Consider the following 26,418-nt stretch of genomic DNA (forward strand, 5'->3'; position numbering starts at 1 on the left):
GAGCACGTCATGGATCTCGCCTATCTCTGGTTCTTCATCGTCGGAGTGCTGTTCGTCGGGTACTTCGTGCTCGACGGGTTCGACTTCGGCGTGGGCATGTCGCTGCCCTTCCTCGGCAAGGACGAAGTCTCCCGCCGCCAGGTGATCAACACCATCGGCCCGGTCTGGGACCTCAACGAGACCTGGGTCATCGTCGCCGGGGCGTGCCTGTTCGCGGCGTTCCCGGAGTGGTACGCCACCCTGTTCAGCGGGTTCTACCTGGCGTTGCTGCTGATCCTGCTGGCCCTCATCCTCCGCGGCGTCTCGTTCGAATACCGCCACCAGCGCGACAGCCTCCGCTGGAAGCGGGGCTTCGACAAGATGATCATCATCGGCTCGGCCGTGCCGGCGTTCCTCTGGGGTGTCGCCTTCGCCAACATCGTGCAGGGAGTGCCCCTGGATGCCGACCACGAGTTCGTCGGTTCGCTGCTGACCCTGCTCAACCCGTACGGGCTGCTGGGGGGGCTGACCACGCTGCTGCTGTTCTTCACGCACGGCGTCTACTTCGTCGCGCTGAAGACCGACGGCCAGGTGCGCACCGACGCCCGGGCGCTGGCGGCGAAGTCCGGCATGCTCACCGTCGTCGTCGCCGCGATCTTCCTGGTGTGGACGGTGGCGATGGCCGCCGGCGGCGGTGCCCCGCTGCTGATGCTGTCTATGGCCTGCGCCGTCCTCGCCGCGGTGCTGCTGATCGGCTCCGTCATCGCCAACCGGCGTGACCGGGAAGGCTGGGCCTTCGGGTTCGGCGCCGGCACCGTGATGTTCGCGGTGCTGACCCTGTGGCTGGCGCTGTTCCCCAACGTCATGCCGTCCACGACCGACCCGGCATTCAACCTGACGATCGAGAACGCGTCGAGCACCGACTACACCCTCACGATCATGACGTGGGCTGCGGTGATCTTCCTGCCGCTGGTGCTGCTGTACCAGGGCTGGACGTACTGGGTGTTCCGCAAGCGCGTCATGCGCTCGAGTATCGAAAAGGCCGCCGCGACGGTGCACTGAACCCTGACCGTCCCCGTCGCGGGCCGCGCGAGTCGCGCGCCGGACCGGGGCGGTCTGCTGTGCCGGCGCGTCGGGCACACCGTGGGAGGATCGAATCATGGCTTCGCAGGACGCGGAAGCACCACCGCGCGCGGGCGGCCGGCCCCTCGACCCCCGGCTGCTGACATACGCGCGCGCATCGCGGGCGTTCTTCTTCGCGATCGGGGCGATCGGGCTCGCCCAGACCCTGGTCATCGTCGCGTTCGCCTGGCTGCTGACCCGCGCGATCGTCGGCGCGATCGACGGGATGCCGTGGGGTGAGCTGTCCGGCATCCTCGCCGCCCTCGCCGGCGTCGTCGCGCTGCGCGCGCTGCTGCTGTGGTTGCGCGAAGTCGTCGCCGCCCGCGCGTCCGCCCGGGTGCAGGCCCAGCTGCGCGCGAACCTCGTCGAAGCCGTCGACACGCTGGGACCGGGGTGGCTCGCCCGTCACAACTCCGCCCACCTCGCCGTCACCGCCGGCCGGGGCCTGGATGCCCTCGACGCGTACTTCGCCCGCTACCTCCCCCAGCTGGTGCAGACCGCGCTGGCCACCCCGCTGATCATCCTGGTGATGTGGTGGATGGACTGGGTCTCGGGACTGACCGTGGTGCTCACCATCCCGCTCATCCCGTTCTTCATGATCCTCATCGGCATGGCCACCCGCGCCGTGCAGGACAAGCAGTGGCAGACGCTGCGGCAGCTGGCCGCGCGGTTCGCCGACACCGTCCGGGGGCTTTCCACCCTCACCGTGTTCGGCCGCCAGCATCGCGCCGTCACCTCGATCCAGCGCGTCACCGAGCGCTACCGCGACGAGACGATGCGCGTGCTGCGGGTGTCTTTCCTCTCCGGCTTCGCGCTGGAGTTGCTGGCGAGCCTGTCAGTGGCGATCATCGCCGTGTCGATCGGCTTCCGGCTGCTCGACGGCGAGCTGGCGCTGCTGGTCGGCCTGTTCGTGCTGCTGCTCGCGCCGGAGGCCTATCTGCCGCTGCGCCAGGTGGGAGTGCAGTTCCACGCCGCCGCCGAGGGCATCTCGGCCACCAACGACGTGTTCGCGGTGCTCGACGAGGCCCGCGCGGCACGCCGCGCCACAGCGGCGGATGCGGGATCGGACGGCGCCGCTTCGTCGGCCCCCGAGCCCACCACAGTGGCATCCGGAGTGCTCGTACTGCGCGACCTGCGGGTGCGCTACGGCGATCGCGTGCTGCCGCCGGTGGACCTGGTGGCCCACGCCGGCGAACTGGTGCTGCTGGAAGGCGCCAGCGGCGCCGGAAAGTCCAGCGTGTTCGCGGCCCTGCGAGGAGCAGCCGAGTTCGACGGCGAGGCGACGCTGGGCGGCACGCCGGTGACCGAACTGTCGCCGCATCGGTGGCTGGGCTGGGCCGGGCAGCGCGCCGGGCTCATCGCCGGCACGATCGCGGACAACGTCGCCCTCGGTGACGACACCTCCGACTCCGCGACGATCCACCGGGCGCTGGACCTCGCCTGCGCCGAGGACCTGAACCCCGACTACGAGCTCGGTGTGCAGGGCGCGGGACTGTCGGGCGGGCAGGCGCAGCGCGTCGCCGTGGCCCGCGCGATCCACCGGCAGCTGCGCGGCACGGCATCCGTGCTCGCGCTGGATGAGCCCAGCGCCGCGCTGGATGCCGAGACCGAGGAGCGGCTGTGGCTGAGCCTGCGGCGCATGGCCGACCAGGGCGCGATCGTGCTGCTCATCTCGCACCGCACGACGGCACGCGCGTACGCCGACCGCATCGTGCGCCTGGATGCCGCGGAGGTGCCGGCATGACGATGCAGCCGACCCGCCGGGCACCGTCCACGACCGCCGCGGACGTGCTGCGCGGCGCGATGCCGCCGTGGCGGCGCTTCTGGCGCGCCGCAGCATCGGGCTTTGCCACCGAGGCATCCGCCGTCGCCCTGCTCGCCGTCAGCGCCTGGCTCATCGTGCGGGCCAGCGAACAGCCCGCGGTGATGTACCTCACCGCCGCGGTCGTCGGGGTGCGCGCGTTCGCGCTCTCGCGTGCCGCGTTCCGGTATCTGGAGCGCCTCACCGCCCACGATGCGGCGCTGCGCCAGCTCGCCACCACGCGCACCTCGCTCGTGCGCCGACTGATTCCGCTGGCCCCCGACGGGCTCACCCGCACGCGGCGCGGCTCGGTGCTCGGTGCCCTCGTGGACGACGTCGACGACCTGCAGAACCTGCCGCTGCGGGTCGTGGAACCCCTCGTCGGATCGGCGGTGGTCGCGATCGCCGCCGTGGTGTTCATTGCGTTCGTGTCGTGGCCGGCCGCCCTGACGCTGCTGGGCTGCCTGCTCCTGGCCGCCGTCGTCGCGACGGTGTGGGGCTGGGCCGCCGGCGGACGGGCCGAGCGGGCCATCGCGCCGCTGCGTGCCACGCTCGCCGACGCCGTCACCGATCACCTCGGCAGCCTCGACGTGCTGCTGGCCTACGGCGCCGAGTCCGCCAGTCGTGCCCGCATCGCCCAGGCCGACGCCGCCGTGCGCCGCGCTGTGGTGCGCCGGGCCGGCGCGCAGGCGGCAACCACGGCGATCGTGTCGCTGCTGGCCGGTGCCGCCTCGATCCTCGCGGTCATGGTGACGGCTCCGGATGCCGCCGGGCTCGGCGGTCCCGCCCTCGCGGTGGCCGTGCTGGTGCCGATGGCGGTGTTCGAGGTGTTCGGCGCGGTGCCGCTGGCCGCCGCTTCGTGGCGGCAGGTGCGCGCGTCGGCCGAGCGGATCGCCGACGCGGTGCCCGACGGCATCCCCACCGGACTCGTCCGCGACGACGTGCCGGCCACCGGTCAGGCGCCTGCACTGGGCGATGGCCTGCGACTGCGCGGGGTGTCGGCGAAGTGGCCGGGTGCCGCGGAGCCCTCGCTCAGCGGAGTGGACCTGGACGTGCACGCCGGGGAACGGCTGCTCGTGGTGGGTTCCAGCGGCGCGGGCAAGACGACGCTCGCGCACGTGCTGGTGCGGTTCCTGGAGTGCACCGGCACGTACGAGATCGGCGGCCGGTCGGTGCGCGAGCTGCCCCCCGACGACGTGCGGCTGACGGTGGGGCTGTGCGAGCAGCAGCCGATGCTCTTCGACGAGGACATCCGGCAGAACCTGTTGTTCGCCCGGGACACCGCGACCGACGACGAGCTGGTCGCTGTGCTCGAGCGCGTGGGTCTGGGCCCGTGGCTGGTCGAGCGCGGCGGCCTGGATGCCCGCGTCGGCGAACGCGGCGCCCTCGTGTCCGGCGGTCAGGCGCAGCGCATCGCGCTGGCCCGGGCACTATTGCACGGCTTCCCGGTGCTCGTGCTGGACGAACCCACCGCGGGCGTGGACCCCGCGGCATCCGATGCGCTGCTCACCGACCTGCTGCAGGCGGTCTCGCCCGAGCAGGCGGTCGTGCTGATCTCACACGTCACGGTGCCGGCCGGCCTGGTCGATCGGGTCGTACGGCTCGACAGCGGCCGGCTGCGCTGACGCTCGCGTTCGGTCGTCGCGCACGCCCCCTCGTTGGGGCCAGGGTGGGCCGTGTGCGCCGACCGAATCGGCCGCAGGATGCCTCGGTCGTCACGAACGTCCCCGGCGTCGGCCGCGGGAGGGGCATTTGCGACGACCGGACAGGACGGGGCCTCGGTGGCCACGTATGCCCCGGAGTGGGCCGCGACACGGCCGTGTGCGCCGACCGAATCGGGCGCTGGATGCCTCGGTCGTCACGAACGCCCCCGGCGTCGGCCGCGGCGGGGCCGTTTGCGACGACCGAGCGCGTGCGCAGGAGGCCTTGGTCGTCACGAACGTCTCCGGCGTGGTGGCCGGGGTCAGCCGAGCAGCAGCACGAGCGCCGTCATGGTCGCCGCGGCCACCGTGAGCGCGGCGAGGGCGTACCCGACGACGAGGCCGGCGCGGGCGTAGCCGCGGCCGGGTTCGCCGGTGGCGGCCACTTCGCGCAGCGCGAGGTGGCCGAAGACGATCCCGAGCGGCGCCAGCACGAACGCGAAGACCAGCGCGAGGAGGGCCTTGGCGTTGACCGCGGCCGCGACCGCCGATGCGGGGGCGGATGCCACGGGGTAGGAGCCCGCGGCATCGGCGGCACTGCGGTTCGGCAGTGCCGGGCGCTCCGGTACGGCCGACTGGGCCTTCGCCGCGGCCTCGCCTGCTGCGGATCCGACGGCGATCGCCTCCGCCCGCTGCGGGCCGACCGGGGCGAAATCGGCGCGATGCATCGTGTGGGCGGCGGCGGCGTCCAATGCGTCACCGGGCGCGGGGGCGTCGGTGACCCACCAGGGCTGCGGTTCGGCAGCAGTGACGCTCAGCGCAGCCGCGGCGGCGCGGGCGGCCGCCAGTTCGGCGGTCGACACGGTGGCGTCGGCCGCGGCGTCTTCCACTCCGGCCGGGGTCCACCGGACGCGATCGGCTGCGGCATCCGTCACCAGCCGGACGGCCTCCGTCATGGGACGGCCCGCGTCCGTCAACGGACGGCCCTCATCCGTCACCAGGCGGCCGATGGCCGTCACGGGACGGCCGGCGCCCGGCGCCGCATCGGCGCTCTGGCCCCGCGCGGACCCGGCGGCGACCGCCGCGCGCCAGGCATCGGCGTCCGCGGAATATGCCAGCGGATGCGCCCCGGAATCGCGGCGCCTGCCAGCGATCAGGTCGGTGAGCCCGGCCACCTGCGGTGGCGATCCGGGGGTGCGCGGGGCTCGGCGGGTGGATGCGACGATGCCGGCCCACTCGATGAGCGCCGGATACGCCTGCGGATGCTCGGCGATCTGCTCGGCGTAGTCCGGGTACGCCGCCGCGATCGCGGCGAGATCGTGCGCAGTCGTCTCCGCCCGATGCAACGCCGTCCAGGCGTCGGCTGAGTCCCACCCGGCGGCGGGCGGCACGGTGACGGCGGTCATCGGGTACCTCCTGGCATCCAGTGCACCACCGGCCGGTCACCCACGCGATGGGGAGATCTCCCCATCGCGGCAGCGACGTGAAGCGTCAGAGGTCGCGGGCGAAGGCCTGCACGCCGTCGTGCGAGGGCACCCGCTCGAACCCGAGACGGTCGTAGAACGCCAGCGCGCCGGCGTTGTCCTCCGATGCGACCAGGTGCAACCCGGTGACGCCCCGCGCACGCAGCGCCTCGACGAGCGTGTCGATGAGCCGGCGCCCCCAGCCCTGCCCCTGCAGTTCGGGCAGCAGGTCGATGTGCAGGTGCGCCGGATGCGTGTCGCCGTAGGGCTCCGCGCCGGGGCCGCGACCATACGCGTAGATCAGCGTGCCGTCCTGCCTGCTGCGCTCGATGTCGGGCTTCGGCCAGCGCTCCGCGAAGCGCGGCCACCACTCGGTCGCGAACCACTCCTCGAAAGCCCGGGTATCGGGCACTCCCACGACATAGCCGGCCACGCGGCCGTCGTCGGTCTCCACGACGAACGCGAGGTCCGGATGCCGGGCCACATACGGCAGCACGAACACCTCGGCCCAGAGGTCGTCGTCGGCGAAGACGCCGGTGGCATCCGTGCCCGCATCCGCCGTCAGCAGGCACACGCGGGCGACGTCGGTTTCGTCGCCGGGGCGGTAGGGACGGATGTGAGTCATCCCGCCATCCTGGCAGCATCGGCGTCGACACCGACGATGCGGACGTCGGAAGCCGCGACGCGCAGCCGCACCGGTCGCCCGGGAGCCAGCCCCAAGGCGGCGACGTCGTCCACCGAGACGTCGGCGGCCACCGCAGGCTCGGCGGTGTGCACGCGCACGCCGGCTGGTGTCTGCTCCAGGCGGACGACCCGTGCGAGCCACTGTCCGTCGACCGGGCTCGTTGTCTCCGCAGCGCGGAGGGCGCCGGTCCAGGTCGGATCGGCGACGGCGTCGACGGCTACCGCACCGGGGCGGAACAGAGCGGCCGCGGGGCCGTCGGTTGGCGCGCGGCCGATGGGTGTTCTCGCGCCGACGACGCCCTCCGGCAGTCGCAACCCGCCCGCCGACCACGCGCCATCACGGGTCTCCCCGAGCACCCGGTTGAGGCCCGCGATCGCCGCTCCGAACCCGGTGGTCGGCGCATGCAGCACCTCTCGCACCGGCCCCTGCTGGGTCACCCGCCCGTCCTCGAGCAGCACCAGCTGCTGGGCCGCGGCCGCGGCATCCACCGCGTCATGCGTCACGAGCACCGTGGTGGTGTGCACCGCGGCGAGCTGCTCGGCGAGCATGGTGCGGATGCCGGCGGCGGTCTCGGGGTCCAACGCCGTCAGGGGCTCGTCCAGCAGCAGCACGTCGGGGGCCGCCGCGAGCGCGCGCGCCAGGGCGACCCGCTGCTGCTGGCCTCCGGACAGTTCCCGCGGCGCGTGGTCGCCTGCACCGGGCAGGCCCACCCGCCACAGCCACTCGTCCGCCCCCGCTGCGGCCTGCCCGCGCGGCACACCCCGGGCACGCAACCCGAAGGCGACGTTGTCGCGGGCGCTCAGGTGCGGGAACAGCCGTGGATCCTGGCCGAGCAGCACGATGCCGCGCCGGTGCGGGGCCACGTGCACGCCGTGGCCGGACACCTCGCGGTCGCCGACCCGGATCGTGCCCGCCGAGGGCCGCACGAAACCGGCGAGCGCATCCAGCAGCGTGGATTTGCCGGCGCCGCTGGGCCCCATCACGGCGACCGTCTGCCCCGGTGCCGCCTCGATCGCCGCCTGCAGCCGGAAGCCACGGCGGACCACGTCGATGTCGATGTGCAGGGCCGTGCTCACCGCAGAGCTCCCGGTCGCCAGGCGCGCACCAGCAGCAGCACCGTGACGGCGGTCACCAGCAGCAGCAGTGACAGCGCCACCGCCGTGCCCTGCGAAACTCCGGCACCGTTGAACGCGGTGTAGATGGCCAGCGGCATCGTCTGGGTGACGCCCGGAGCGTTGCCGGCGAACAGCGCGGTCGCCCCGAACTCCCCCACGGCGCGCGCGAAGCACAGAATGGTCCCGGCGACCAGGCCCGGCGCGGCCAGCGGCAGCGTCACCCGCCACAGCGTCGTCCAGTGTCCGGCACCGAGCCCGGCGGCGGTCTGTTCGTAGCCCACGCCGGTGGAGCGGAGCGTCCCCTCCAGCGCCAGCACCAGGAACGGCAGCGCGACGAAGGTCTGCGCCAGCACGACCGCGGTCGTGGTGAACGGAATCTGCACGCCCCACTGCGCCAGCGCCTGCCCCAGCCAGCCGTTGCGCCCGAACAGGAACAGCAGCGCGACACCGCCGACCATCGGCGGCAGCACGAGGGGCACCGTCACCAGCGCCCGCAGCACCGCGGCGGTGCGTGCGCCGGCGCGGGCGATCACGAGAGCCAGCGGCACGCCCAGCACGAGGCACACCGCGGTGGCCGCGAGCCCCGTCCGCAGCGACAGTCCCAGTGCCGCGAGTGCTGCCGGCGCGGTGACATCCGCCCACAGCGTCGACCATTCCACCCGCCCGATGAGCGCCGCCAGCGGCACCACCAGCAGCGCGAGGCCGACGACCGCGGGGATCGCGAGCACCGGCGGCATGAACCCACGCGTGGCGCGGGCGGGCCGGACCCGGCGGGTGGTGCCTGCCGGCCGGGTGTTGCGGGCAGCCGGCCCGCTCACGGCGCCCCGAACCCGAGGCCGGCGAGCACGCCCTGCCCGTCGGGGCTGCGGACGAACGCGACGAACGCCGCGGCCGCGCGGGGGTTGGCGGATTCGGCGAGCGCGACGATCGGGTAGCGGTTCACGATGTCGGCGGCACCGGCGACGGGGATCGTGTCGACCGCGGCGCGCGCGGCATCCGTCACATACACCAGCCCCGCGTCGGCCTCGCCGGTCGCGACCTTCGTCAGCACGGCGGTGACGTTCTGCTCGTGGCTGTCGATGCTCGCCGTCACGCCCGCCGCGTCGAGCAGGGCTTCGGATGCCGCACCGCACGGCACCGCGCCGGCGCAGGCGACGACGATGAGGTCGGGGTCGGCGAGGTCGGCGAGGTCCTGCACGCCGCCGGGGTTGCCGGGAGGGACAACCAAGGCGAGGGTGTTGGTGGCGAACGCGGCGGGGTCGGTGGCCAGACCGGCATCCACCACCGCGTGCATCGTGGCCTGATCGGCGGCGGCGAACACGTCGACGGCGGCACCCTCGACGATCTGCGTCGCGAGGGTGGGAGAGCCGTCATAGGCGATGGGGAGCACCTCCAGTGACGGATGCCGCGCCTCGAACGCCGTCGCGAGGTCGTCGAACGCGGCCTGCAGCGACGCCGCGGCGGCGATGGACAGTTCGCCGGTCAGTTCCGGGCCGGGGTCGGCCGCGGGCGCGGCGGGAGCGTTCGGGTCTTCGTCGGGGCCGGCGGCGGTGCCGGTGCCGGGGGCGGTCGCGCCGGCGGCGCAGCCGGCCAGCGTCAGCGCGATGGCCGCGAGCGCGGCGGCGACGGCGTGACGCGCGCGCACGTCAGGCCTTCGGGGTTTCGACGATGACGTTGGTGGCCTTCACGACCGCGACGGCGAGGGAGCCGGGTTCCAACGCCAGTTCGCGCACGGCCTCGGCCGACAGCAGCGACACAACGCGGTGGGGCCCGGCCTGGATGTCGACCTGCGCCATGACGCCGTCGATCTGCACGCGCGTGACGAGTCCGACGAACCGGTTGCGTGCGCTGGAGAGCACGTCGGTGGGGTCGGCCGTCGTGCGCGCGAGTTCGGTCGCGTGCGCGGCGAGCGCATCGCCGGGGATGCGCGCCGGGCTCTCCCCCGTCGTCGGCAAGGTGCCCTGGTCGACGAGGCGGCGCACGGTGTCGTCGCTGACGCCGAGCAGGCGCGCGGCCTCGGAAATGCGGAAGCTGTCCACGCCCCGACGCTAGCACCGCAGCCGCGGAGGTTCGAGCCCGATTTTCCCGCACCCGCGGCAGCCGTCGTCCCCTCCCCGGCGCCCCTGCTCCCCTGTCACAAACGGGCGCGCCCGGCGACCATTCGTGACAGGGGCGCGCCACGCGGGCGCGGATGCCGCGGGCGTACGCTGGCTGCATGCCGCTGCCGCCATTGGTCGAGCCCGTCGCCGCGCTCTCGGACGCCGAGACCGCGCGCACGGCACGGCACCGCACGCTCGCCGGGCTCGGGGACATCGGCCAGCGTCGCCTCGCCGCCGCGCACGTCGCCGTCGTCGGTGCGGGAGGGCTCGGTTCCCCCGTCGTCCTCGCGCTCGCCGGTGCCGGCATCGGCTCGATCACGGTCATCGACGACGACGAGGTCGAGCACTCCAACCTGCACCGGCAGGTCATGCACCGCCACGCCGACGTCGGCTCCCCGAAGGTCGACTCGGCCACCCGCGTCACCGCCGACCTCTCCCCCGAGACGGTCGTGCACGCGGTGCGCGAGCGCCTCACCCCCGACAACGCCGACCGGCTGCTGGCCGGCGCCCACGTCGTGATCGACGGCACCGACACGTTCGAGACCCGTTCCGCCGTCGCCGACGCCTGCGAACGGCTCGGGACGCCGCTGGTGTGGGGCGTGCTGCAGGAGTTCCACGCGCAGATCACGGTCTTCTGGTCCACCCCGCCCGCGGGCCACCCGGCGGTGCGGCTGGCTGACCTGTACCCGCCCGACAGCGTCGGCGAGGTCCCCACCTGCGCACAGGTCGGCGTGCTCGGGGCGCTGTGCCTCCAGGTGGGCGGCATCATGGCGATCGAAGCACTCAAGCTCCTCGCCGGCATCGGCGAGCCGCTGCTGGGCCGCGTCCTCGTGATCGACGCCCTCCGCTCCCGCCAGCTCGAGGTGCCGCTGCGGCCCACGACCGCCACCGAAACCCCCACGGCCAAGACCCCCAGCGCCGTCCCCATGCTCACGGCCGAGCAGACCCGTGCGGCGCAGGATGCCGGGGCGACGCTGCTCGACGTGCGCGAACCGTTCGAGACGGCCACCGGCGTCATCCCCGGCTCCCTCCTCATCCCGCTGGACCCCCTCCTCGCCAACCCCGCGCACGCGCTCCCCGACCCCACGGCGCGCGTCATCGTCGTGTGCGCCGTCGGCTTCCGCGCACAGCGCGCGGCCGCCGCCCTGCGCCTGGCCGGGATCGACGCGTCGGTACTCGCGGGCGGCCTGGCCGAGTGGCGCTTCGAGACGGTCCCCGCGTGAGCGAACTGCAGTCGGTCGAGCAGCACCTCGCCGGCATCCTGACCGTCACCCCGCTGCTCGAGACCGAACACCGCGACCTCACCGATGCCGCCGGCCGCACGCTGCGGCAACCGGTGCGGGCCGCCGTGGACATCCCGGTGTTCGACAACTCCGCGATGGACGGGTTCGCGGTGCGCTTCGCCGACGTCGCGGATGCCGCGCCCGACCGCGCCGTCACCCTGCGAGTCGTCGCCGACCTGCCCGCCGGCACTCCCGACGACCCGCCGCTGGCCGCCGGTGAGGCCGCACGCATCATGACCGGCGCCCCGGTGCCGACCGACGCCGACACGATCGTGCCGTTCGAAGACACCGCGGGCGGCCTCGCCGACTCCCTCGGCTCCGTGACCGTCACCCACGCGCCCCGCGCACCGGGGGCGCACCTGCGCCGCGCCGGCGGAGACGCCCGCCGCGGCGACGAGGTGCTGCCCGCCGGGATCGTCCTGGGTGCCCTGCAGGTGTCAGCGGCCGCCGCCGCCGGCGTCGCCACCGTGGTCGTCTCACGCCGCCCGCGGGTCGCGGTCGTCTCGACAGGATCCGAGCTGGTGGCACCGGGACAGCCGCTGCGCCGCGGACAGATCCCGGAGTCCAACAGCCTGCTCCTGGCCGCCCTCGCCGCCGAGGCGGGGGCCATGGTCGTCGCGCGCACCAGCGTCGACGACGACGGCGAGGACCTCCGCCGCGTGCTCGACCGCGTGACCCGCGGCCCCGACGCCGCCGACGTCGTGGTCTTCTCCGGCGGCGTGAGCGCGGGCGCCTACGAAGTGGTCAAGAACGAACTCGCCGGCACGATGACCTTCACCAAGGTCGCGATGCAGCCGGGAAAACCGCAGGGATTCGGGCGGATGCCGCACGGCCCGCTGCTGTTCGGCCTGCCGGGCAACCCGGTCAGCTCCGCGGTGTCGTTCGAGACGTTCGTCCGCCCCGCCCTGCTCGCCCTGCAGGGCCGCACCGACCGGCACCGGCCGCTCCTGCGCCTGCCGGCGGCGGTGGGCTGGCGCACCCCGCAGGGGCGCCGACAGTACCTGCCCGCCGTGATCGACCGCACCGACCCCGCCCGCTGGACCGTTCGCCCGGCGACCGCCGGGGGCTCCGGCTCGCACCTGGCCGGCGGACTCGGCCGCGCCGAGGCCTACGCGATCGTGGCAGCCGCGGTCGACGCGGTCGCCCCCGGCGACCCCGTGGATGTCATGCTGGTGTCATGAGCTTCACGCACCTGGATGCCACCGGTCACGCCCGCATGGTGGACGTCACCGCGAAGCAGCCCACCGTGCGCTCCGCGACCGCGCGCGGGTTCGTACGTTGTGCACCGGAGGTCGTCGCCGCACTCCGCGACGGGTCGGTCCCGAAGGGCGACGTGCTCGCAGTCGCGCGCATCGCCGGCATCCAAGCGGCCAAGCAGACCCCGGCGCTCCTCCCCCTCGCCCACGTCATCGGCGTGCACGGCGCGACGGTGGATCTCGCGATCGTCGACGACGGCGTCGAGATCGAAGCCACCGTGCGCACCGCCGACCGCACCGGTGTGGAGATGGAGGCGCTGACCGCCGTGTCCGTCGCCGCACTCGCCGTCGTGGACATGGTGAAGGGCATGGACAAGTCCTCCTCAATCGAGCACGTCCGCATCACCGCGAAGGAAGGCGGGCGCTCGGGCACCTGGACGCGCCCAGGCGAGCCGTGAGCACCCTCGCCGCGATCCTGCTGGCCGGCGGCCGCGCGACCCGCGTGGACGGCGCGGCCAAGCCACTGTTCGACGTGGGCGGGCGCACCCTGCTGCGCCACTCCGTCGAGGCCGCCGCTGCCGTCGGTGCCACGCCGATCACGATCGTGGGTCCGCAACCGGATGCCGCCATGCACCCCGAGGTCGCGATCGCCGCGGCATCCATCCCCGCCCAGGTCACCTGGGTACGGGAAGACCCGCCGTTCGGCGGCCCGGCCGCGGGCATCGCCGCGGCTCTGGCGTCGTGGGATGCCGACCCGGAGTGGACCCTCGTGCTCGCGTGCGACCTACCGGGTGCCGGGGCCGCCGCCGCCCGCCTCATCCGGGACATGGTGCTGCTTCCCACCGACACCGAGGGCCTGTGCCTGGCCGACGCCACGTCGCGGCCGCAGTGGCTGACCGGGGTGTACCGCACCGCCCCGCTGCGCCGTGGCGCAGCGGCGCTGCCGGCACGGGGCCACGGGGCATCCATGCGGGAGCTGCTCGACGACCTCGCCATCGCGACCGTCGTCGCTCCCCCCGCCGAGACCGCCGACGTGGACACGTGGGAGGATCTCACCGAAGCCCGGCGCCGGTTCACCCAGGAGGACTCCCCATGAGCGATCGCACCCTCCCGCCCGAGGCCCTGGACGCGTGGGCGCTTGCCCTGCGCGAGCGCTTCGACCTGAGCCCCGAAGACGTGCCGATCGCGCTGATCCTCGACCTCGCCCGCGATGTCGCGACCGGCGTCGCGCGCCCTGCCGCGCCGCTCAGCGCCTTCGTCGCCGGACTCGTCGCCGGTCGCGCCGGCGGCACCCCCGACGACGTCCGCGCCGCCGTGGCCGCGATCACCGAGCTCGCCGCGGGCTGGCAGGGCGAGGGCCAGGCCTGATGGCCCGGGTGCGCTATTTCGCCGCCGCCGAGGAGATGGCCGGCCGCGCCGAGGAGCACCGGGACGAACCGACCCTCGGCCACCTGCGGGCCGCTCTCGTATCGGAGCGGCCTGGGCTGGGCGGCATCCTGCCCCGCTGCGCCGTGCTTGTCGGCGGTGCGCGCGTCGACGACGACACCCCGCTGGGGGCCGACGACCTGGTCGACGTGCTGCCGCCGTTCGCCGGCGGGTAGCCGGGGCTTCAGCCGCGTCAGCCGCCGATGCCCTTCCAGGCCCTGGTGCCGTCGGCTTCGACCTGACGCTTCCACACCGGCAGCTCGGTCTTGATCGTCTCGATGAGGGCGCGGCACACCTCGAACGCCTCCGCGCGGTGCGGGGAGGCGACGGCGATGACCACCGCGAGGTCGCCGACCTCCAGCCGCCCGATGCGGTGGCTGACGGCGACGATCGCCCGGCCGTCGCCGATCGCGCGGTCAGCGATCGCGTGCAGCGTCGCCTGGGCGTCGGGGTGTGCGGAGTACTCCAGCGCGACCACGGCGGTCGCGGCATCCGGATCGTGGTCGCGCACCCGGCCGATGAACGTCGTGACGGCGCCGGCGGTGTCGTCCTCGACGGCGGCGAGGTGCTCGGCGATATCGAGGGCCTCCCCGCTGATGCGGGCGAGGCGCACGGCGGTCACGGGTGGTCCCCGCCGGCGAGCTGGTCGATGACGTGACCGGCCACCGACACGACGACCGGGATCCCGGCTGTCACCCCCGCAGGCGACCCGGGGAGGTTGACGATCAGCGCGCCACCGGCCACCCCCGACAGTCCGCGGGTCAGCAGACCGGCGGGTTTCTCGGCCGCGCCGCGGCGGCGGAGCTCCTCGGCGATGCCGGGGATCTCACGGTCGAGCACCCGGGCGGTGCCCTCCGGCGTCTGGTCGCGCGGCGAGACTCCGGTGCCCCCGGTGGTGACGATCAGGTGTGCCCCGGCGGCGAGCGCATCCCGCAGGGCACGCTCGACGCTGTTGCTGCCGTCGGCCACGACCACGGCGTCGTCGCAGGTGAACCCCGCCTCGCGCAGGGCGGCGACGGCGACGGGGCCGCTGCTGTCGGGGCGCAGACCGGCGGCGGACCGGTCGGAGACGGTCACGACGACGGCGGTGTGCGGCATCCCCACAGCCTACGAGCCCCGGCGCCGTCGGAATTCAGGCTGCGCGGCCGATTCCGCCCCGAAAACCGGCTCCGACATCACCTCAGCCTGAATTCCGACAGCCCGCGCCCGCCCGCCGCGGCAGAATTCAGCCTCAGCGACCGATTCCGCCCCGAAAACCGGCCCCCGCGCCGCCTCAGGCTGACTTCCGCCGCCCCGCCGCCGGCGCCCCGGCCGCCTCGGCCTCGGCCGTGGCGATGATGCGGTTGGCCATCCCGCGGAACACGAACCCGTGGAACGGCAGCACCGCGAGCCAGTACAGCCGGCCGGCCAGGCCACGCGGGAAGAACACCGCGCGCTGGTCGTACCGCGACCCGCCGTCGGCCGCGGTGGCCCGCAGTTCCAGCCACGCCTGGCCGGGCACCTTCATCTCGGCGCGCAGGCGCAGTACCTGCCCCTCCTCGACCGTCTCCACCCGCCAGAAGTCGATCACGTCGCCCACGGACACCCGGGAGCGGCTGCGCCGGCCGCGGGCGAGCCCCACGCCGCCGGCGACTTTGTCCATCCAGCCGCGCACCGCCCAGAGCACCGGGGTGGAGTACCAGCCGTTCTCACCGCCGATCCCGGCGATCACCGCCCACAGCCGCTCCGGAGCGGCCGATGTCAACGCCGACCGCTCGTCGACGTAGACGGTGCGCCCCGCCCACTCCGGGTCGGACGGCAACGGGTCCGACGGCGCCCCGAGCACCTCGGCGTCCTGCCAGCTGGTCTCCACGTCGTCGGCCGCCACTCGCCCGAGCGCGAGGGCCACCGCCCGCCGGTACGGCATGAGGCCACCCTCGGGCAGCGGGATGAGGTCGTCGATGGCATGGTCATCCATGACGCACTCGTTCTGCAGCGATGCCACCAGCGGGCGGGCGATCGCCCGCGGAATCGGCGTGACGAGGTTCACCCAGTGCGACGCGAGCCCCGGCGTGAACACCGGCAGCGACGCGATCGCCCGCTGCGGCAGCCCCGCCTCGACGGCGTAGCCGTTCATCATCTGCCCATACCGCAGCACGTCGGGCCCGCCGATGTCGACGGCCAGGTTCACATCGGCATCCACCCGTGCCGCCGACAGCAGGTAATACAGCACGTCGCGCACGCTGATCGGCTGGATGCGGTTGCGCACCCACCGCGGCGCCGGCATATACGGCAGCACCTCGGTGAGGTGGCGCACCATCTCGAACGACGCCGAGCCCGACCCGATCACCACTCCGGCCTGCAGCACCAGCGTCGGCACGGCCGACCGCAGGAACACCTCCCCCACCGCCACCCGCGAACGCAGGTGCGGCGACAGGTCCCCGCCGGCGGGATGCAGCCCGCCGAGGTACACGAGGCGACGGACGGATGCCGCGGCGGCGGCATCCGCGACCGTCTCCGCCGCCCGCAGATCTGCGGTGTCGAACCCGGGTCCGGCCGCCATCGAATGCACGAGGTAGTAGAGGACGTCGACGCCGCGGACCGCCTCGGCCATGGCTGCCGCGTCGTCGGCGGACCCGGCCACGACCTCGACGTCACCGCCCCAGGGGAAGGCAGCCAGCCGTGCGGGGTCGCGCGCCAGCACCCGCACCCGGTACCCGGCGCCCCGCAGACGCGGGACCAGTCGGCCGCCGATGTACCCGGTGCCGCCCAGCACAAGAGCCAGCGGCGCCGACCCGTCGGCCCGCGGCACGGCACGCAGCGCCGGTTCCTGCCCGGTGGGAGCCGTCAATTCGCTCATGCCGCGACGCTACGTCGTGGCATCCGTCCGCGCCTGGTCTTGCGCCGGATGCCTCGGCGTGCACGCCGGACCGGCATCAGGCTGGGCGGCGCTCCAGCCGCACGATGACGGCCTTCGACGTCGGCGTGCCCGAGACGTCGGCCACCGAATCCAGCGGCACCAGCACGTTGGTCTCGGGATAGTACGCCGCGACGTTGCCGCGGGGAGTCTCGTAGCCGACCAGGCGGAACGCCTCGGCGCGGCGCTCCTCGACGCCGGCAGGCCCCGACCACTCCGAGACCAGGTCGACGAGGTCGCCGTCGGAAAAGCCCAGCTCGGTGATGTCCTGCGGGTGGATCAACACGACCCGGCGCCCGCCGTGGATGCCGCGGTAGCGGTCGTCCTTGCCGTAAATGGTGGTGTTGTACTGATCGTGCGAGCGGAGGGTCTGCAGCAGCAGGCGCCCCTCAGGGATGTGCGGGTACTCCAGCGGGTTCGCGGTGAACCGCGCCTTGCCGTCGACCGTGGCGAACCGACGCGCGTCGCGCGGACCGTTGGGGAGGAAGAAGGTGCGGCCCTTCTCGATGCGCTGCTCGTAGTCGTCGAACCCGGGGATGGTGCGCTGGATGTGTGCGCGGATGAGCGCGTAGTCCTTCTCCAGCGCCGCCCAGTCCGCCCGCGGGGCGTTGACGGCGGCACCGTCGAAGACCAGGGCGCACAGTCGCGCGACGATCGCGACTTCGCTGAGCAGATCGTCGGCGGGCGGGGTGAGCCGGCCGCGCGAGGCGTGTACGGCTCCCATCGAGTCCTCCACGGTCACCCGCTGCTCCGCGCCGCCGCGGCGATCGCGGTCGGTGCGGCCGAGCGTAGGAAGGATGATGGCGCGGCGCCCGGTGACCACGTGCGACCGGTTGAGCTTGGTCGACACCTGCACCGTGAGATCGAGGTTCGCCATGCCCTGCTCGACCACGGCGGTGTCGGGGGTGGCGCTGACGAAGTTGCCGCCCATCCCGAAGAAGAACCTCGCCCGCCCATCGCGCATCGCCCGAATCGCCTCGACGGTGTCGAACCCGTGCTCGCGCGGCGCCCGGAACCCGAACTCGCCGTCAAGCGCCGCGAGGAACCCCTCGGACGGCTTCTCATAGATCCCGACAGTGCGGTCGCCCTGCACGTTCGAGTGTCCCCGCACCGGGCACACTCCGGCGCCGGGCCGGCCGATGTTGCCCTGCAGCAGCAGCACGTTCACGACATCACGCAGCGTCGGCACCGAGTGCTTGTGCTGGGTGAGCCCCATCGCCCAGCAGACGATCGTGGACTTCGAGGTGCGCACCGCTTCGCCGACGGTGCGCAGCGTCTGCTCGGTCAGGCCGGTGGCCTCCTCGAAGTCGGGCCACCGGGCGTCGGCCAGCTCACGCCGGTAGGCGTCCAGTCCGCTGGTGTGGGCGGCGATGAAGTCGTGGTCCAACACCCCGCCGTCGCGGTCCTCCGCCTCCAGCAGGTGTTTGCCTATCGCCTGGAACAGCGCCTGGTCGCCGCCGAGACGGATCTGCAGGAACAGGTCGGCCAGCGTCGTGCCGCCGAACGCGATGCCGCGCGGGGTCTGCGGATTCTCGAAGCGCACCAGCCCCGCTTCCCGCAGCGGATTGACGGCGATGATGGTGGCGCCGCGCTGCTTGGCCTTCTCCAGGGCGCTCAGCATGCGGGGGTGGTTGGTGCCGGGGTTCTGGCCGGCCACGATCAGCAGGTCTGCGTCGTGGATGTCCTCGATCGAGACGGTGCCCTTGCCGATGCCGATCGTCTCGTTCAGGGCCGACCCCGACGACTCGTGGCACATGTTCGAGCAGTCGGGAAGGTTGTTGGTCCCGAATCCCCGCACCAGCAGCTGGTAGAGGTACGCCGCCTCGTTGGACGTGCGACCCGAGGTGTAGAAGACCGCCTCGTCGGGGTCGCCCAGGTCGCGCAACGCCGCGGCGATGATCTCGAGCGCCTCGTCCCACCCGATCGGCCGGTAATGCGTCGCGCCCTCCTCCAGCAGCATCGGGTGCGTGAGCCGGCCCTGCTGACCGAGCCACCAGTCGTCGTGGCCGCGCAGTTCGGCCAGCGAATGCTCGGCGAAGAACTCCGGGCCGACGCGGCGCAGCGTCGCCTCCTCGGCGACGGCCTTCGCGCCGTTCTCGCAGAACTCCGCGGCGTGCCGTTTGTTCTCCTCGGGCCAAGCGCAGCCAGGGCAGTCGAAGCCGTCCTTCTGGTTGATGCGCACCAGGGTCTGTACCGACCGGGCGATGCCCATCTGGTCGTTCGCGACGCGCAGGGAGTTGAGGACCGCGGGAATCCCGACCGCCACCGTCTTGGGCGCGGTGATGCGGATCTGCGACTCGTCGATGTCGTCGGCGGGGGGCTTCGATGCCATGCTCCGATGCTAGGCCGCATCCCGGTCGCCCGGCCAGGACCCCCGGGTTCTGCACAGCCTGCACGGATCGCCGATGCTACGGGATGCGCGCGACAACGCATTCGGCGCCGGTCGCTCGGCGGCGGCCGGTGCCGAACACCGGATCACGCCGGCAGTGACGCGACCCTGCGGCTCACCCGGTTCTGCTCCGCCCGCAGCTGCACCGCGAACGCCGCCGCCACCACGAGGGCGGCTCCGGCTCCCACGAACGCCCCGCCCAGGGTGTCGCTCAGCCAGTGCGCGTGCAGATACGTGCGACTGAACGCCATCAGCGCCACCCACACCGCCCCGGCCACGGCCACCCACACGCGCGGGAACAGCACCACCGCGACCACCGCGATCGTCGCGGCGTTGGCGGTGTGTCCGGACGGGAACGATCCGTAGTCGCTGATCACGATGATCTCTTCTGGGCGGGCGCGGCCGAACAGATGCTTGAGCACCTGTACCCCGGCGGCGCTGAACACCGACGCGGCGATGAAGAACAGCGCCCCGATGTAGCGGCGCAGCAGCACCAGCACCAGGGCGCCGCCGATCGGTACGACGAACACCCCGACCACTCCCCCGCCGAGCCAGTTCATCGCGTAGGAGAACAGCGTCACCGGCTCCACCGTCCACTGCAGCAGGGTGAGGTTCCACCAGTCGTCGACGATGAACGGCGTGGTCCCCCGCAGCAGAATCCAGCCACCGAGCCCGCACGCGAACGCGATGAGCACGAGGCCGGGTACGAGCAGTCCTGCCACGGGGCGACGAAGGGGATCCATGAGCCCATTGTGCGTGCTCAGTCCGTCACCCGGCATGGGCCTTGCGCGCGATGCGCTGCGGACGCTACGGAGCCAGCCGCGCAACCGTCTTCGGCCGCACCACGAGCCACAGCGACAGCGTCGCGATCACCGCACAGCCGACCATCACCGTGGCCATCGTGGTCGGGGTGATCCCGGCGTCGCCGGCGACCCAGCCCACCACCGGCGAAACCATGCCGGCGACGCCGAAGTTCACCGCGCCGATGAGGGACTGCGCCGTGCCCGCCGCCTTGCCGTGGCGGTCCAGCGCCAGCACCTGCACACACGGGAAGGTGAACCCACACGCGGTCATGAAGACGAACAGCGGGATCATCACGCCCCACAGCCCCGCGCCCAGCGCGTCGCAGAGGATGATGGCGGATGCCGCGATCACGAGAGTCCCGGTGGAGAACGCCATCACCCACTGCGGCCCGAACCGGGTCGCCAGCCGCGAGGCGCTCTGCACGCCGATGACGACGCCGACGGAGTTGATCGCGAAGAGCAGTCCGTACTGCTGCGCGTCGAAGCCGTAGGTCTGCTGGAACAGGAACGACGACGCCGACAGGTACGAGAACAGGCCACTGAATGTCATGCCGCCGATGATGAGCACGCCGATGAAGACCCGGTCGCTCAGCACGCTGCGGTAACGCTGCAGCACCGTGGTCGAGCCCCTCTCGCGCCGGCGGGCAGGCGGGAGCGTCTCGGGCAGGAACAGCAGGGCGCACACGAGCATGACCGCGCCGTAGACGGCGAGGACGATGAAGATGCCGCGCCACGGCATGACGGCCAGCAACCCGGAACCCACGAGCGGGGCCACGACGGGAGCCACGCCCGACACCAGCGCGAGGCGGCTGAGCATGACGACCAGCCGGCGTCCGCCGAACAGGTCGCGCACGATCGCAGCGGCCACGACGCCACCCGCGGCAGCACCGGCACCCATCAGCACGCGCGTGACCGAGAGCAGTTCCAGCGTGGGGGCAAACGCGGCGGCGGTGCTGGCCAGCACGTGCAGTGCGGTCACCACGATGAGCGGGATGCGGCGGCCGACCTTGTCGCTGAGCGGCCCCACCACCAGCTGACCCAGCGCGAAGCCGATCATCGTGCCGGTGAGGGTGAGCTGGATCGCGGCCGCGCTGGTCTGGAAGTCGGCCTCCAGCACCGGGAATGCCGGGAGGTAGAGGTCGATCGTGAAGGGCCCCAGGGCCGTCAGCGCGCCGAGCAGGATGATGTAGAGCACGCGGCGGCGGGTCGACAGCGAGTCGCCCGGATGCACCACAACCGGTGCGGTGATCGGGTTGGCACCGAGCGTGCTGATAGCCCCCGTTGAGGGGCGCGCGGCGTGCGGACCGTGGGATGCGGAGACGGTGGGAACGGGGGCGGTATCGAGCACAGTATCCAGAGCTGTCGCGTTCGGGCGACGTCGAAACGATTCGAGAACCGATCGAGTCTAGCGTCTTCCCAGCCACAGGCCCATGCGCACGAATAGGCTGAACCCACCCACGCGCTTGCGCACCCGCTATCGAGCCGAGATCACAATGACCCCGACGCCCCCGAGCCCCTCCGCCAAGCGCGTGAGCGGCAACCCCGCCACCCAGGCGGGCATCACCCTCACCGTCAAGCAGCAGCGTGAGCAGCAGAAGCAGGAGAAGCTCGCCGAGTATCAGCGGCAGCTCGCCAAGCGCCGCCGCAGCAAGCTGGTCTGGTGGACCGTCGGCGGGGCCGCCACCCTTGCGATCATCGCGCTCATCGCGGCATCCATCATGCTCACGCCGAAGCCGGTCACCTTCGACCGCGGCGACGGTGATGGGTCGTCCATCTCGGGTCTCGAGACGTTCGAGAACACCGCCAACCACGTCGAAGGCGACGTGGCGTACCCGCAGAGCCCGCCCGCCGGCGGCGACCACCACGCCGGCTGGCTCAACTGCGCCGTGTACTCCGAGCCGGTTCCCGAGGAGAACGCGGTGCACTCGATGGAGCACGGCGCGGTGTGGATCACCTACGACCCGGATGCCGTCGACAGTGCAGCCCTGGACGGCCTCAAGGCCAAGCTTCCCTCCAGCTACGTGATCCTCTCCCCCGTGACGGGACTGGACGCCCCGGTCGTGATGAGCGGCTGGAACGCGCAGCTGAAGCTCGACTCGGCCGACGACGAGCGGGTCGAGGAGTTCCTCACCGCGTTCTGGCGCAGCCAGAGCGTGCCCGAACCGAACGCCGCGTGCACCGGCGGGCTGGACGCGCCCGGCAAGCAGTCATGACCGAGGCGCCGCGGCGCCGGTGGATCGCGATCGTCCTGATCGCGGTCGCCGTCGCCGCGGTGGCCTTCGCGATCGGCCGCTTCTCGACCTTCGCTGCATCCGGCCCGGCGCTGCCGACGACGGATTCGGCGGAGGCAGGGTTCGCCCGCGACATGCAGGTGCACCACGCGCAGGCCATCGACATGGCGATGACGATCTACCGCAAGACCGAGGACGAAGACATCCGGGCACTGTCCTACGACATCGCCACCGGCCAGTCGGCCCAGCGAGGCGAGATGTACGACTGGCTGGTCAAGTGGGGACTTCCGCAGGCGGGCGGCCCGGCGATGGCGTGGATGTCCGAGTCCGAGGCCGGACACGACCACGGCGTCTCGTCGGCGGAGCCGCTGACGGCCGAGCAGGAGCGGGAGGCGATGGGCATGGCATCCGCCGATGAGCTCACCGCCCTCGCCGACGCCGAGGGCACAGCCGCCGACTGCCTGTTCCTGGAGCTGATGATCCGCCACCACGAGGGCGCGATCCCGATGGCCGAAGCCGTGCTCGAGCTGGGCTCCGAACCGCGCACCCTCGCCGTCGCGAAGAGCATGCGCAACGGCCAGCAGTTCGAGATCGACGCGATGACCTCGATGCACCAGCGCCTCTCCTGCCCGGCCTGACCCGCCCCCAAATCCGTGAGACCACAGCTGGTGGCCGAGACAGTGGTTGTTTCCCACGGTCTCGGCCACCAGTTGTGGTTTCAGCGATTCTGGCGCCGGCGCCGCGCTAGCCCTTCGTGGAGCCTGCCAGCAGGCCCCGGACGAAGTACCGCTGCAGGGAGAAGAACACGATCAGCGGGACGATCAGCGAGACGAAGGCGCCCGCGGTCAGCCGCTGCCAGTCCTGGCCACGAGTGCCGACCATCTCCGCCAATCGTTGTGTGAGTGGCGCGACGTCTTGCGTACCGCCGGAGAAGATCAACGCGACGAGCAGGTCGTTCCACACCCACAGGAACTGGAAGATGGCGACGGATGCGATCGCCGGCGTGGCCAGCGGCAGCACTACCCGCAGGAAGATCTGGCTGTGGGACGCGCCGTCCACTCGGGCGGCTTCGATGACTTCGCCTGGTATCTCCGAGATGAAGTTGTGGAGCAGGAAGATCGTCAGCGGCAACGCGAAGATCGTGTGCGCGATCCACAGCGGCAGGTAGTTCTGCGCCGGGATGATCGGGATGACGTCGTGCAGCCACCCCATCCCCGGCTTCAGCCAGATCGAGAACGTCTGCAGCAGCGGGACGAGCGCCATCTGGATCGGCACGATCTGCAACGCGAAGATCAAGATGAAGAGCCAGTTCGAGAACCGGAACCTCATCCACGCGAACGCGTAGGCGGCCATCGACGCGAACACCAGCGGGAAGATCGTCGCCGGAATCGCGATCGCCAGCGAGTTGACGAAGTATGCGCCCAGCTGCGGGGAGGACCGCGATGGCGACAGCAGCACCTCGCGGTAGTTGTCGAGTGTGAACCCGGGGTTCTGGAATATCGTCCACCAGCCGGACGAGTCGATGAGTTCGGCCGGGCGGAACGACGAGACCAGCAGACCGAATGTGGGGATCGTCCACAGCACCGCGATGATCAGGGCGGCGACGGTCGCCGTGCGGGAGGTGAGGCGGCGCTTTGTGCGGGCGACCTTGGTCGGCTCCAGGACCTCTCGGTAGATATCCCGTCCGTCGTCGGTCGGCAGGTCGACTGGAGCCACGCTGCTCATCGGATCTCCCTCTGCTTGCGAAGCACGTTGACGTTGTAGATGACGATCGGCAGCACGAGGAGAAACAGGACCACTGCCAGGGCCGAGCCACGACCGACCTCACTGGCGCGGAACGCCTGGGTGTACATCTCGTTGGCGACGACGCTCGTGTTGAAATTGCCGCCGGTCATGGTGCGCACGATGTCGAACACCTTCAGGGTGGCGATCGAGATCGTCGTGAGGACGACGACGAGCGAGCCCCGGATGCCGGGGACGGTGACGTTGGTGAACCGCTGGATGGCGTTGGTTCCGTCCAACTGCGCGGCTTCGATCTGCTCGGTCGGGATGCCTTTGATTGCCGCACTCAGCACGACCATCGCAAACCCCGTCTGAATCCAGATCATCACGATGATCAGGAGCACCGTGTTGATCGGATCCGCCTGCATCCACTGCACCGGCTCACCACCGAACGCCACGACCATGGCGTTGAGCAGACCGATCTGTTCGCGGCCCGCCGCCTTGTACTCGTAGACGAACCGCCAGATGATGCCGGCGCCGACGAACGAGATGGCCATCGGCATGAACACGAGCGCTTTGTAATACTTCTCACCGCGGGACTTATCGATCCACACGGCGTAGAGCAGGCCGAGCGCCGTTGCGAAAGTAGGCACCAGCAGCACCCAGATCACGGTGTTGATGAGTGTACGGATCGCCGCGGGCTGAGTGAACATCCACACGAAGTTCGACCAACTGAAGTTGCCCGAGTTGTCGAGGAAGGCAAGCCCGGTCGTGCGGATCGCGGGCCAGATCAGTCCGACCGCGAGCAGCGCGACGGCCGGAAGCAGGAACCACAGCAGCTGCCAGTAGTCGCGGCCACGCTTCGGGGAACGGCTCATCAGGAGGATCAGCAGCCCGACGACCGCCGCGAAGACGACGAGGCCCATCACCACCTGCAGGATTTTTCCGATCAGATCGCCGGTCGTCATGCGCTTGCACCTCTCGTCGTCGAGGGCGGTTCGGGGCGGGAGGCATCACCTCCCGCCCCGGACCTACAGGGATGTGGATCCGCCTACGGCGTCGGCCAACTGGCCTCGACCGCGTCGACGGCCTGCTGCGTGGTGGCGTTGCCGGTGACCCAGGCGACCATCTGCTTCCAGAATGTGTCTGCTCCCACGGCGCCGGGCATGAGGTCGGAACCGTCGAACCGGAACGTGGTGTCGGGGTCCTGCAGGATCTCGATGCCCTGACGCAGCAGGTCGCTGCCGGCATTCTCGGGGTCCAGTCCCTTGTTGGCGCTGATCACGCCACCCAGGCTCACTCGGTTGTTCGCCCACAGGTCACTGGACAGGTAGGTGCGCACCGCCTCGATCTCCTCGGCGTCGCGGAACGCGACCGGGAACTCACCGGCACCGGTGACAGCCTGCCCGGCATCTGCGTCGACCGGCGGGAGCAGGAAGGCGAAGACGTCGCCATCCTCAGCGACTTCGGTGCCCTCAGGCCAGAAGGACGAGTAGAACGTCGCCTGGTGGTGCAGCGAGCAGTCGCCGTCGAGGATGGGCAGCCCGGCGTCACGGAAGTTCGTCGCGACGATCGTCGAGACGTTTCCGAATCCGCCGTTGACCATCTCATCGCTCTTGATGATCTCGCCGACGCCGTCCCACGCCTCCACGATCTGCGGGTCGTTGAAGGGGATCTCGTGCGCCACCCACTGGTCGTAGACATCGGGGCCGGACTGGCGCAGCACGTAGTCCTCAACCCAGTCGGTTCCCGGCCAGCCGGTCGCTTCGGCGGATTCGAAACCGGCGCACCACGGCTGGCGGCCGGTGTCCTCGGCGATCTGCTCGGACAGGGTCATGAGCGCGTCGATCGTCGTCGGGGCTTCCCACCCGTTCTCCTCGAACTCGGCCGGCGAGTACCAGACATAGCCCTTGATGCTGGCCATCAGGGGCGCCGCGTAGAACACGTCGTCGACCGTCCCGTACTCCTTCCAGATCGGATCCCACCATTCGTCGGTGTTGGCCTCGACGCTTTCGGATGCCGGGATGAGCCAGCCGCCGTCAGCAAGTCGCGCGACCAGGCCGGGCTGCGGAACGATGCCGATGTCGGGGGCGTTGCCGCCCTCTGCGAGCACCGCGATCTGCGCTTCGAACTCTCCGGATCCCTGATAGTCGATCGTGATCCCGGTGCACTCTTCGAAGTCGGCCCATGACTCCACCAGCGCATCGGCCTCCACTTCGAGGATCGTGCCGCCGATGGTGACTTCGGCCCCGTCGAACGTGCCGTACTCCTCGTAATCCGCGCAGTCCGCCGCAGCGCCACCATCCTGCACATCACCCGTACATCCCGCGAGCGCGAGCGCTGCGACCCCCATACCGGCCAGCGCGATCGTCAGCCGGGTGCGTGTTCGGTTCGACATCTTGCCTCCTCGTCGAGTGTGTCCCCGCCGGGCTCGCACAGCGATGTACGGGAACCGATTCCAGGCTCACGGTACGGGAACGCCCGAGTGCACACAACGACGATTGGTCACAACTGCATAACCCCGACGCGTTGCTCTGAACCTCGCCGAACATGACGAAGGCCCCGGATG

26 protein-coding genes are annotated in these 26,418 nt (G+C 71.8%); 11 read left to right on the plus strand and 15 right to left on the minus strand.

From position 1 onward, the window contains the following. The first annotated feature begins 9 nt into the window (after positions 1 to 9). The 3 genes from cydB to cydC all read left to right on the plus strand — a co-directional run bounded on the left by cydB (position 10) and on the right by cydC (position 4,527). Positions 10 to 1,041, plus strand: a complete 1,032-nt coding sequence (cydB, locus tag NQ151_RS07180; protein ID WP_257527552.1) for a cytochrome d ubiquinol oxidase subunit II — start codon at positions 10 to 12, stop codon at positions 1,039 to 1,041. Between the two features lie 97 nt (positions 1,042 to 1,138). Then, positions 1,139 to 2,845 carry a thiol reductant ABC exporter subunit CydD gene (gene cydD / locus NQ151_RS07185; RefSeq protein WP_257527553.1) on the plus strand — a complete coding sequence of 569 codons (1,707 nt, stop codon included), beginning with the start codon at positions 1,139 to 1,141 and terminating at the stop codon, positions 2,843 to 2,845. Further along, positions 2,842 to 4,527 carry a thiol reductant ABC exporter subunit CydC gene (gene cydC / locus NQ151_RS07190; protein WP_257527554.1) on the plus strand — a complete coding sequence of 562 codons (1,686 nt, stop codon included), beginning with the start codon at positions 2,842 to 2,844 and terminating at the stop codon, positions 4,525 to 4,527. Before cydD ends, cydC begins: the two co-directional genes overlap by 4 nt. Before the next feature lie 338 nt (positions 4,528 to 4,865). Here the strand turns inward: cydC and NQ151_RS07195 are convergent, their stop codons facing one another. The 6 genes from NQ151_RS07195 to NQ151_RS07220 form a co-directional block, all read right to left on the minus strand. Next, a complete protein-coding gene (locus tag NQ151_RS07195; protein WP_257527555.1) occupies positions 4,866 to 5,948 on the minus strand; it encodes a DUF4190 domain-containing protein in 1,083 nt (360 codons plus the stop codon). 85 nt (positions 5,949 to 6,033) lie between these two features. Then, positions 6,034 to 6,630, minus strand: a complete 597-nt coding sequence (locus NQ151_RS07200) for a GNAT family N-acetyltransferase (protein WP_257527556.1) — start codon at positions 6,628 to 6,630, stop codon at positions 6,034 to 6,036. Then, the gene (locus tag NQ151_RS07205) at positions 6,627 to 7,766 is read right to left on the minus strand and encodes a sulfate/molybdate ABC transporter ATP-binding protein (RefSeq protein WP_257527557.1); all 1,140 of its coding nucleotides are present in this window, start codon (positions 7,764 to 7,766) and stop codon (positions 6,627 to 6,629) included. Before NQ151_RS07205 ends, NQ151_RS07200 begins: the two co-directional genes overlap by 4 nt. After that, entirely contained in the window at positions 7,763 to 8,542 is a 780-nt protein-coding gene (locus NQ151_RS07210) for an ABC transporter permease (protein WP_257527845.1), read from the minus strand. Before NQ151_RS07210 ends, NQ151_RS07205 begins: the two co-directional genes overlap by 4 nt. A 77-nt stretch (positions 8,543 to 8,619) precedes the next feature. Beyond that, complete coding sequence (gene modA, locus NQ151_RS07215; RefSeq protein WP_257527558.1) at positions 8,620 to 9,450, minus strand: molybdate ABC transporter substrate-binding protein; 831 nt, start codon at positions 9,448 to 9,450, stop codon at positions 8,620 to 8,622. A gap of 1 nt (position 9,451) precedes the next feature. Further along, positions 9,452 to 9,844 carry a TOBE domain-containing protein gene (locus NQ151_RS07220; RefSeq protein WP_257527559.1) on the minus strand — a complete coding sequence of 131 codons (393 nt, stop codon included), beginning with the start codon at positions 9,842 to 9,844 and terminating at the stop codon, positions 9,452 to 9,454. A 176-nt stretch (positions 9,845 to 10,020) separates the two neighbouring features. Here NQ151_RS07220 and NQ151_RS07225 point away from each other — a divergent pair, with 176 nt between their 5' ends. Genes NQ151_RS07225 through NQ151_RS07250 form a run of 6 tightly spaced genes read left to right on the plus strand, consistent with a single transcriptional unit; the run spans position 10,021 to position 13,984 of the window. After that, positions 10,021 to 11,127 carry a ThiF family adenylyltransferase gene (locus NQ151_RS07225; protein ID WP_257527560.1) on the plus strand — a complete coding sequence of 369 codons (1,107 nt, stop codon included), beginning with the start codon at positions 10,021 to 10,023 and terminating at the stop codon, positions 11,125 to 11,127. Beyond that, on the plus strand, positions 11,124 to 12,368 hold the full coding sequence (locus NQ151_RS07230; RefSeq protein WP_257527561.1) for a molybdopterin molybdotransferase MoeA: 1,245 nt from the start codon (positions 11,124 to 11,126) through the stop codon (positions 12,366 to 12,368). Before NQ151_RS07225 ends, NQ151_RS07230 begins: the two co-directional genes overlap by 4 nt. Beyond that, positions 12,365 to 12,841, plus strand: coding sequence for a cyclic pyranopterin monophosphate synthase MoaC (moaC, locus tag NQ151_RS07235; RefSeq protein ID WP_257527562.1), 477 nt, complete (start codon positions 12,365 to 12,367; stop codon positions 12,839 to 12,841). Before NQ151_RS07230 ends, moaC begins: the two co-directional genes overlap by 4 nt. After that, positions 12,838 to 13,479, plus strand: coding sequence for a molybdenum cofactor guanylyltransferase (gene mobA, locus NQ151_RS07240; protein WP_257527563.1), 642 nt, complete (start codon positions 12,838 to 12,840; stop codon positions 13,477 to 13,479). Before moaC ends, mobA begins: the two co-directional genes overlap by 4 nt. Beyond that, positions 13,476 to 13,751 carry a DUF6457 domain-containing protein gene (locus tag NQ151_RS07245; protein WP_257527564.1) on the plus strand — a complete coding sequence of 92 codons (276 nt, stop codon included), beginning with the start codon at positions 13,476 to 13,478 and terminating at the stop codon, positions 13,749 to 13,751. Before mobA ends, NQ151_RS07245 begins: the two co-directional genes overlap by 4 nt. After that, positions 13,751 to 13,984 carry a MoaD/ThiS family protein gene (locus NQ151_RS07250; protein ID WP_257527565.1) on the plus strand — a complete coding sequence of 78 codons (234 nt, stop codon included), beginning with the start codon at positions 13,751 to 13,753 and terminating at the stop codon, positions 13,982 to 13,984. Before NQ151_RS07245 ends, NQ151_RS07250 begins: the two co-directional genes overlap by 1 nt. 17 nt (positions 13,985 to 14,001) lie before the next feature. Here NQ151_RS07250 and NQ151_RS07255 read toward each other — a convergent pair whose 3' ends face one another. The 6 genes from NQ151_RS07255 to NQ151_RS07280 form a co-directional block, all read right to left on the minus strand. Further along, complete coding sequence (locus tag NQ151_RS07255; RefSeq protein ID WP_257527566.1) at positions 14,002 to 14,430, minus strand: molybdenum cofactor biosynthesis protein MoaE; 429 nt, start codon at positions 14,428 to 14,430, stop codon at positions 14,002 to 14,004. Next, a complete protein-coding gene (locus NQ151_RS07260; protein ID WP_257527567.1) occupies positions 14,427 to 14,906 on the minus strand; it encodes a MogA/MoaB family molybdenum cofactor biosynthesis protein in 480 nt (159 codons plus the stop codon). The genes NQ151_RS07255 and NQ151_RS07260 overlap by 4 nt, the downstream gene beginning before the upstream one ends. 175 nt (positions 14,907 to 15,081) lie before the next feature. Further along, positions 15,082 to 16,647 (minus strand): SDR family oxidoreductase, encoded by a 1,566-nt coding sequence (locus NQ151_RS07265; RefSeq protein ID WP_257527568.1) that lies wholly within the window; start codon positions 16,645 to 16,647, stop codon positions 15,082 to 15,084. Positions 16,648 to 16,723: 76 nt separating this feature from the next. Continuing rightward, complete coding sequence (locus NQ151_RS07270) at positions 16,724 to 19,036, minus strand: FdhF/YdeP family oxidoreductase (RefSeq protein WP_257527569.1); 2,313 nt, start codon at positions 19,034 to 19,036, stop codon at positions 16,724 to 16,726. A gap of 143 nt (positions 19,037 to 19,179) precedes the next feature. Beyond that, the gene (locus tag NQ151_RS07275; RefSeq protein WP_257507993.1) at positions 19,180 to 19,836 is read right to left on the minus strand and encodes a phosphatase PAP2 family protein; all 657 of its coding nucleotides are present in this window, start codon (positions 19,834 to 19,836) and stop codon (positions 19,180 to 19,182) included. 64 nt (positions 19,837 to 19,900) lie between these two features. Next, a complete protein-coding gene (locus NQ151_RS07280; RefSeq protein ID WP_502883558.1) occupies positions 19,901 to 21,244 on the minus strand; it encodes a multidrug effflux MFS transporter in 1,344 nt (447 codons plus the stop codon). A 145-nt stretch (positions 21,245 to 21,389) separates the two neighbouring features. On the opposite strand from NQ151_RS07280, the gene NQ151_RS07285 reads away from it, so the two are divergent. After that, on the plus strand, positions 21,390 to 22,109 hold the full coding sequence (locus NQ151_RS07285; RefSeq protein WP_257527570.1) for a thioredoxin-like domain-containing protein: 720 nt from the start codon (positions 21,390 to 21,392) through the stop codon (positions 22,107 to 22,109). Beyond that, positions 22,106 to 22,765 (plus strand): DUF305 domain-containing protein, encoded by a 660-nt coding sequence (locus NQ151_RS07290; RefSeq protein WP_257507991.1) that lies wholly within the window; start codon positions 22,106 to 22,108, stop codon positions 22,763 to 22,765. The genes NQ151_RS07285 and NQ151_RS07290 overlap by 4 nt, the downstream gene beginning before the upstream one ends. 106 nt (positions 22,766 to 22,871) lie before the next feature. On the opposite strand, the gene NQ151_RS07295 is transcribed toward NQ151_RS07290, so the two are convergent. The 3 genes from NQ151_RS07295 to NQ151_RS07305 form a co-directional block, all read right to left on the minus strand. Then, positions 22,872 to 23,852 carry a carbohydrate ABC transporter permease gene (locus NQ151_RS07295; RefSeq protein ID WP_257507990.1) on the minus strand — a complete coding sequence of 327 codons (981 nt, stop codon included), beginning with the start codon at positions 23,850 to 23,852 and terminating at the stop codon, positions 22,872 to 22,874. Then, positions 23,849 to 24,817: a carbohydrate ABC transporter permease gene (locus NQ151_RS07300; RefSeq protein WP_257507989.1), complete on the minus strand. Its 969-nt coding sequence runs from the start codon at positions 24,815 to 24,817 to the stop codon at positions 23,849 to 23,851. The genes NQ151_RS07295 and NQ151_RS07300 overlap by 4 nt, the downstream gene beginning before the upstream one ends. Before the next feature lie 83 nt (positions 24,818 to 24,900). Then, positions 24,901 to 26,247, minus strand: a complete 1,347-nt coding sequence (locus NQ151_RS07305) for an ABC transporter substrate-binding protein (RefSeq protein WP_257527571.1) — start codon at positions 26,245 to 26,247, stop codon at positions 24,901 to 24,903. Positions 26,248 to 26,418: the final 171 nt, after the last annotated feature.

Origin of the sequence: Microbacterium sp. zg-YB36 (assembly GCF_024623575.2) — a bacterium.
In the GTDB taxonomy this organism is placed as follows: domain Bacteria; phylum Actinomycetota; class Actinomycetes; order Actinomycetales; family Microbacteriaceae; genus Microbacterium.

Excerpts from the sequence above, each read along its gene's own strand:
- NQ151_RS07285 (WP_257527570.1), top strand. The coding sequence starts at position 21,390 with ATGACCCCGACGCCCCCGAGCCCCTCCGCCAAGCGCGTGAGCGGCAAC.
- NQ151_RS07225 (WP_257527560.1), top strand. The coding sequence starts at position 10,021 with ATGCCGCTGCCGCCATTGGTCGAGCCCGTCGCCGCGCTCTCGGACGCC.
- NQ151_RS07300 (WP_257507989.1), bottom strand. The coding sequence starts at position 24,817 with ATGACGACCGGCGATCTGATCGGAAAAATCCTGCAGGTGGTGATGGGC.
- NQ151_RS07295 (WP_257507990.1), bottom strand. The coding sequence starts at position 23,852 with ATGAGCAGCGTGGCTCCAGTCGACCTGCCGACCGACGACGGACGGGAT.
- cydB (WP_257527552.1), top strand. The coding sequence starts at position 10 with ATGGATCTCGCCTATCTCTGGTTCTTCATCGTCGGAGTGCTGTTCGTC.
- moaC (WP_257527562.1), top strand. The coding sequence starts at position 12,365 with ATGAGCTTCACGCACCTGGATGCCACCGGTCACGCCCGCATGGTGGAC.
- NQ151_RS07290 (WP_257507991.1), top strand. The coding sequence starts at position 22,106 with ATGACCGAGGCGCCGCGGCGCCGGTGGATCGCGATCGTCCTGATCGCG.
- NQ151_RS07195 (WP_257527555.1), bottom strand. The coding sequence starts at position 5,948 with ATGACCGCCGTCACCGTGCCGCCCGCCGCCGGGTGGGACTCAGCCGAC.
- NQ151_RS07275 (WP_257507993.1), bottom strand. The coding sequence starts at position 19,836 with ATGGATCCCCTTCGTCGCCCCGTGGCAGGACTGCTCGTACCCGGCCTC.
- cydD (WP_257527553.1), top strand. The coding sequence starts at position 1,139 with ATGGCTTCGCAGGACGCGGAAGCACCACCGCGCGCGGGCGGCCGGCCC.
- NQ151_RS07250 (WP_257527565.1), top strand. The coding sequence starts at position 13,751 with ATGGCCCGGGTGCGCTATTTCGCCGCCGCCGAGGAGATGGCCGGCCGC.
- cydC (WP_257527554.1), top strand. The coding sequence starts at position 2,842 with ATGACGATGCAGCCGACCCGCCGGGCACCGTCCACGACCGCCGCGGAC.
- NQ151_RS07245 (WP_257527564.1), top strand. The coding sequence starts at position 13,476 with ATGAGCGATCGCACCCTCCCGCCCGAGGCCCTGGACGCGTGGGCGCTT.
- NQ151_RS07210 (WP_257527845.1), bottom strand. The coding sequence starts at position 8,542 with ATGCCGCCGGTGCTCGCGATCCCCGCGGTCGTCGGCCTCGCGCTGCTG.
- NQ151_RS07200 (WP_257527556.1), bottom strand. The coding sequence starts at position 6,630 with ATGACTCACATCCGTCCCTACCGCCCCGGCGACGAAACCGACGTCGCC.
- NQ151_RS07305 (WP_257527571.1), bottom strand. The coding sequence starts at position 26,247 with ATGTCGAACCGAACACGCACCCGGCTGACGATCGCGCTGGCCGGTATG.
- NQ151_RS07270 (WP_257527569.1), bottom strand. The coding sequence starts at position 19,036 with ATGGCATCGAAGCCCCCCGCCGACGACATCGACGAGTCGCAGATCCGC.
- NQ151_RS07260 (WP_257527567.1), bottom strand. The coding sequence starts at position 14,906 with ATGCCGCACACCGCCGTCGTCGTGACCGTCTCCGACCGGTCCGCCGCC.
- NQ151_RS07265 (WP_257527568.1), bottom strand. The coding sequence starts at position 16,647 with ATGAGCGAATTGACGGCTCCCACCGGGCAGGAACCGGCGCTGCGTGCC.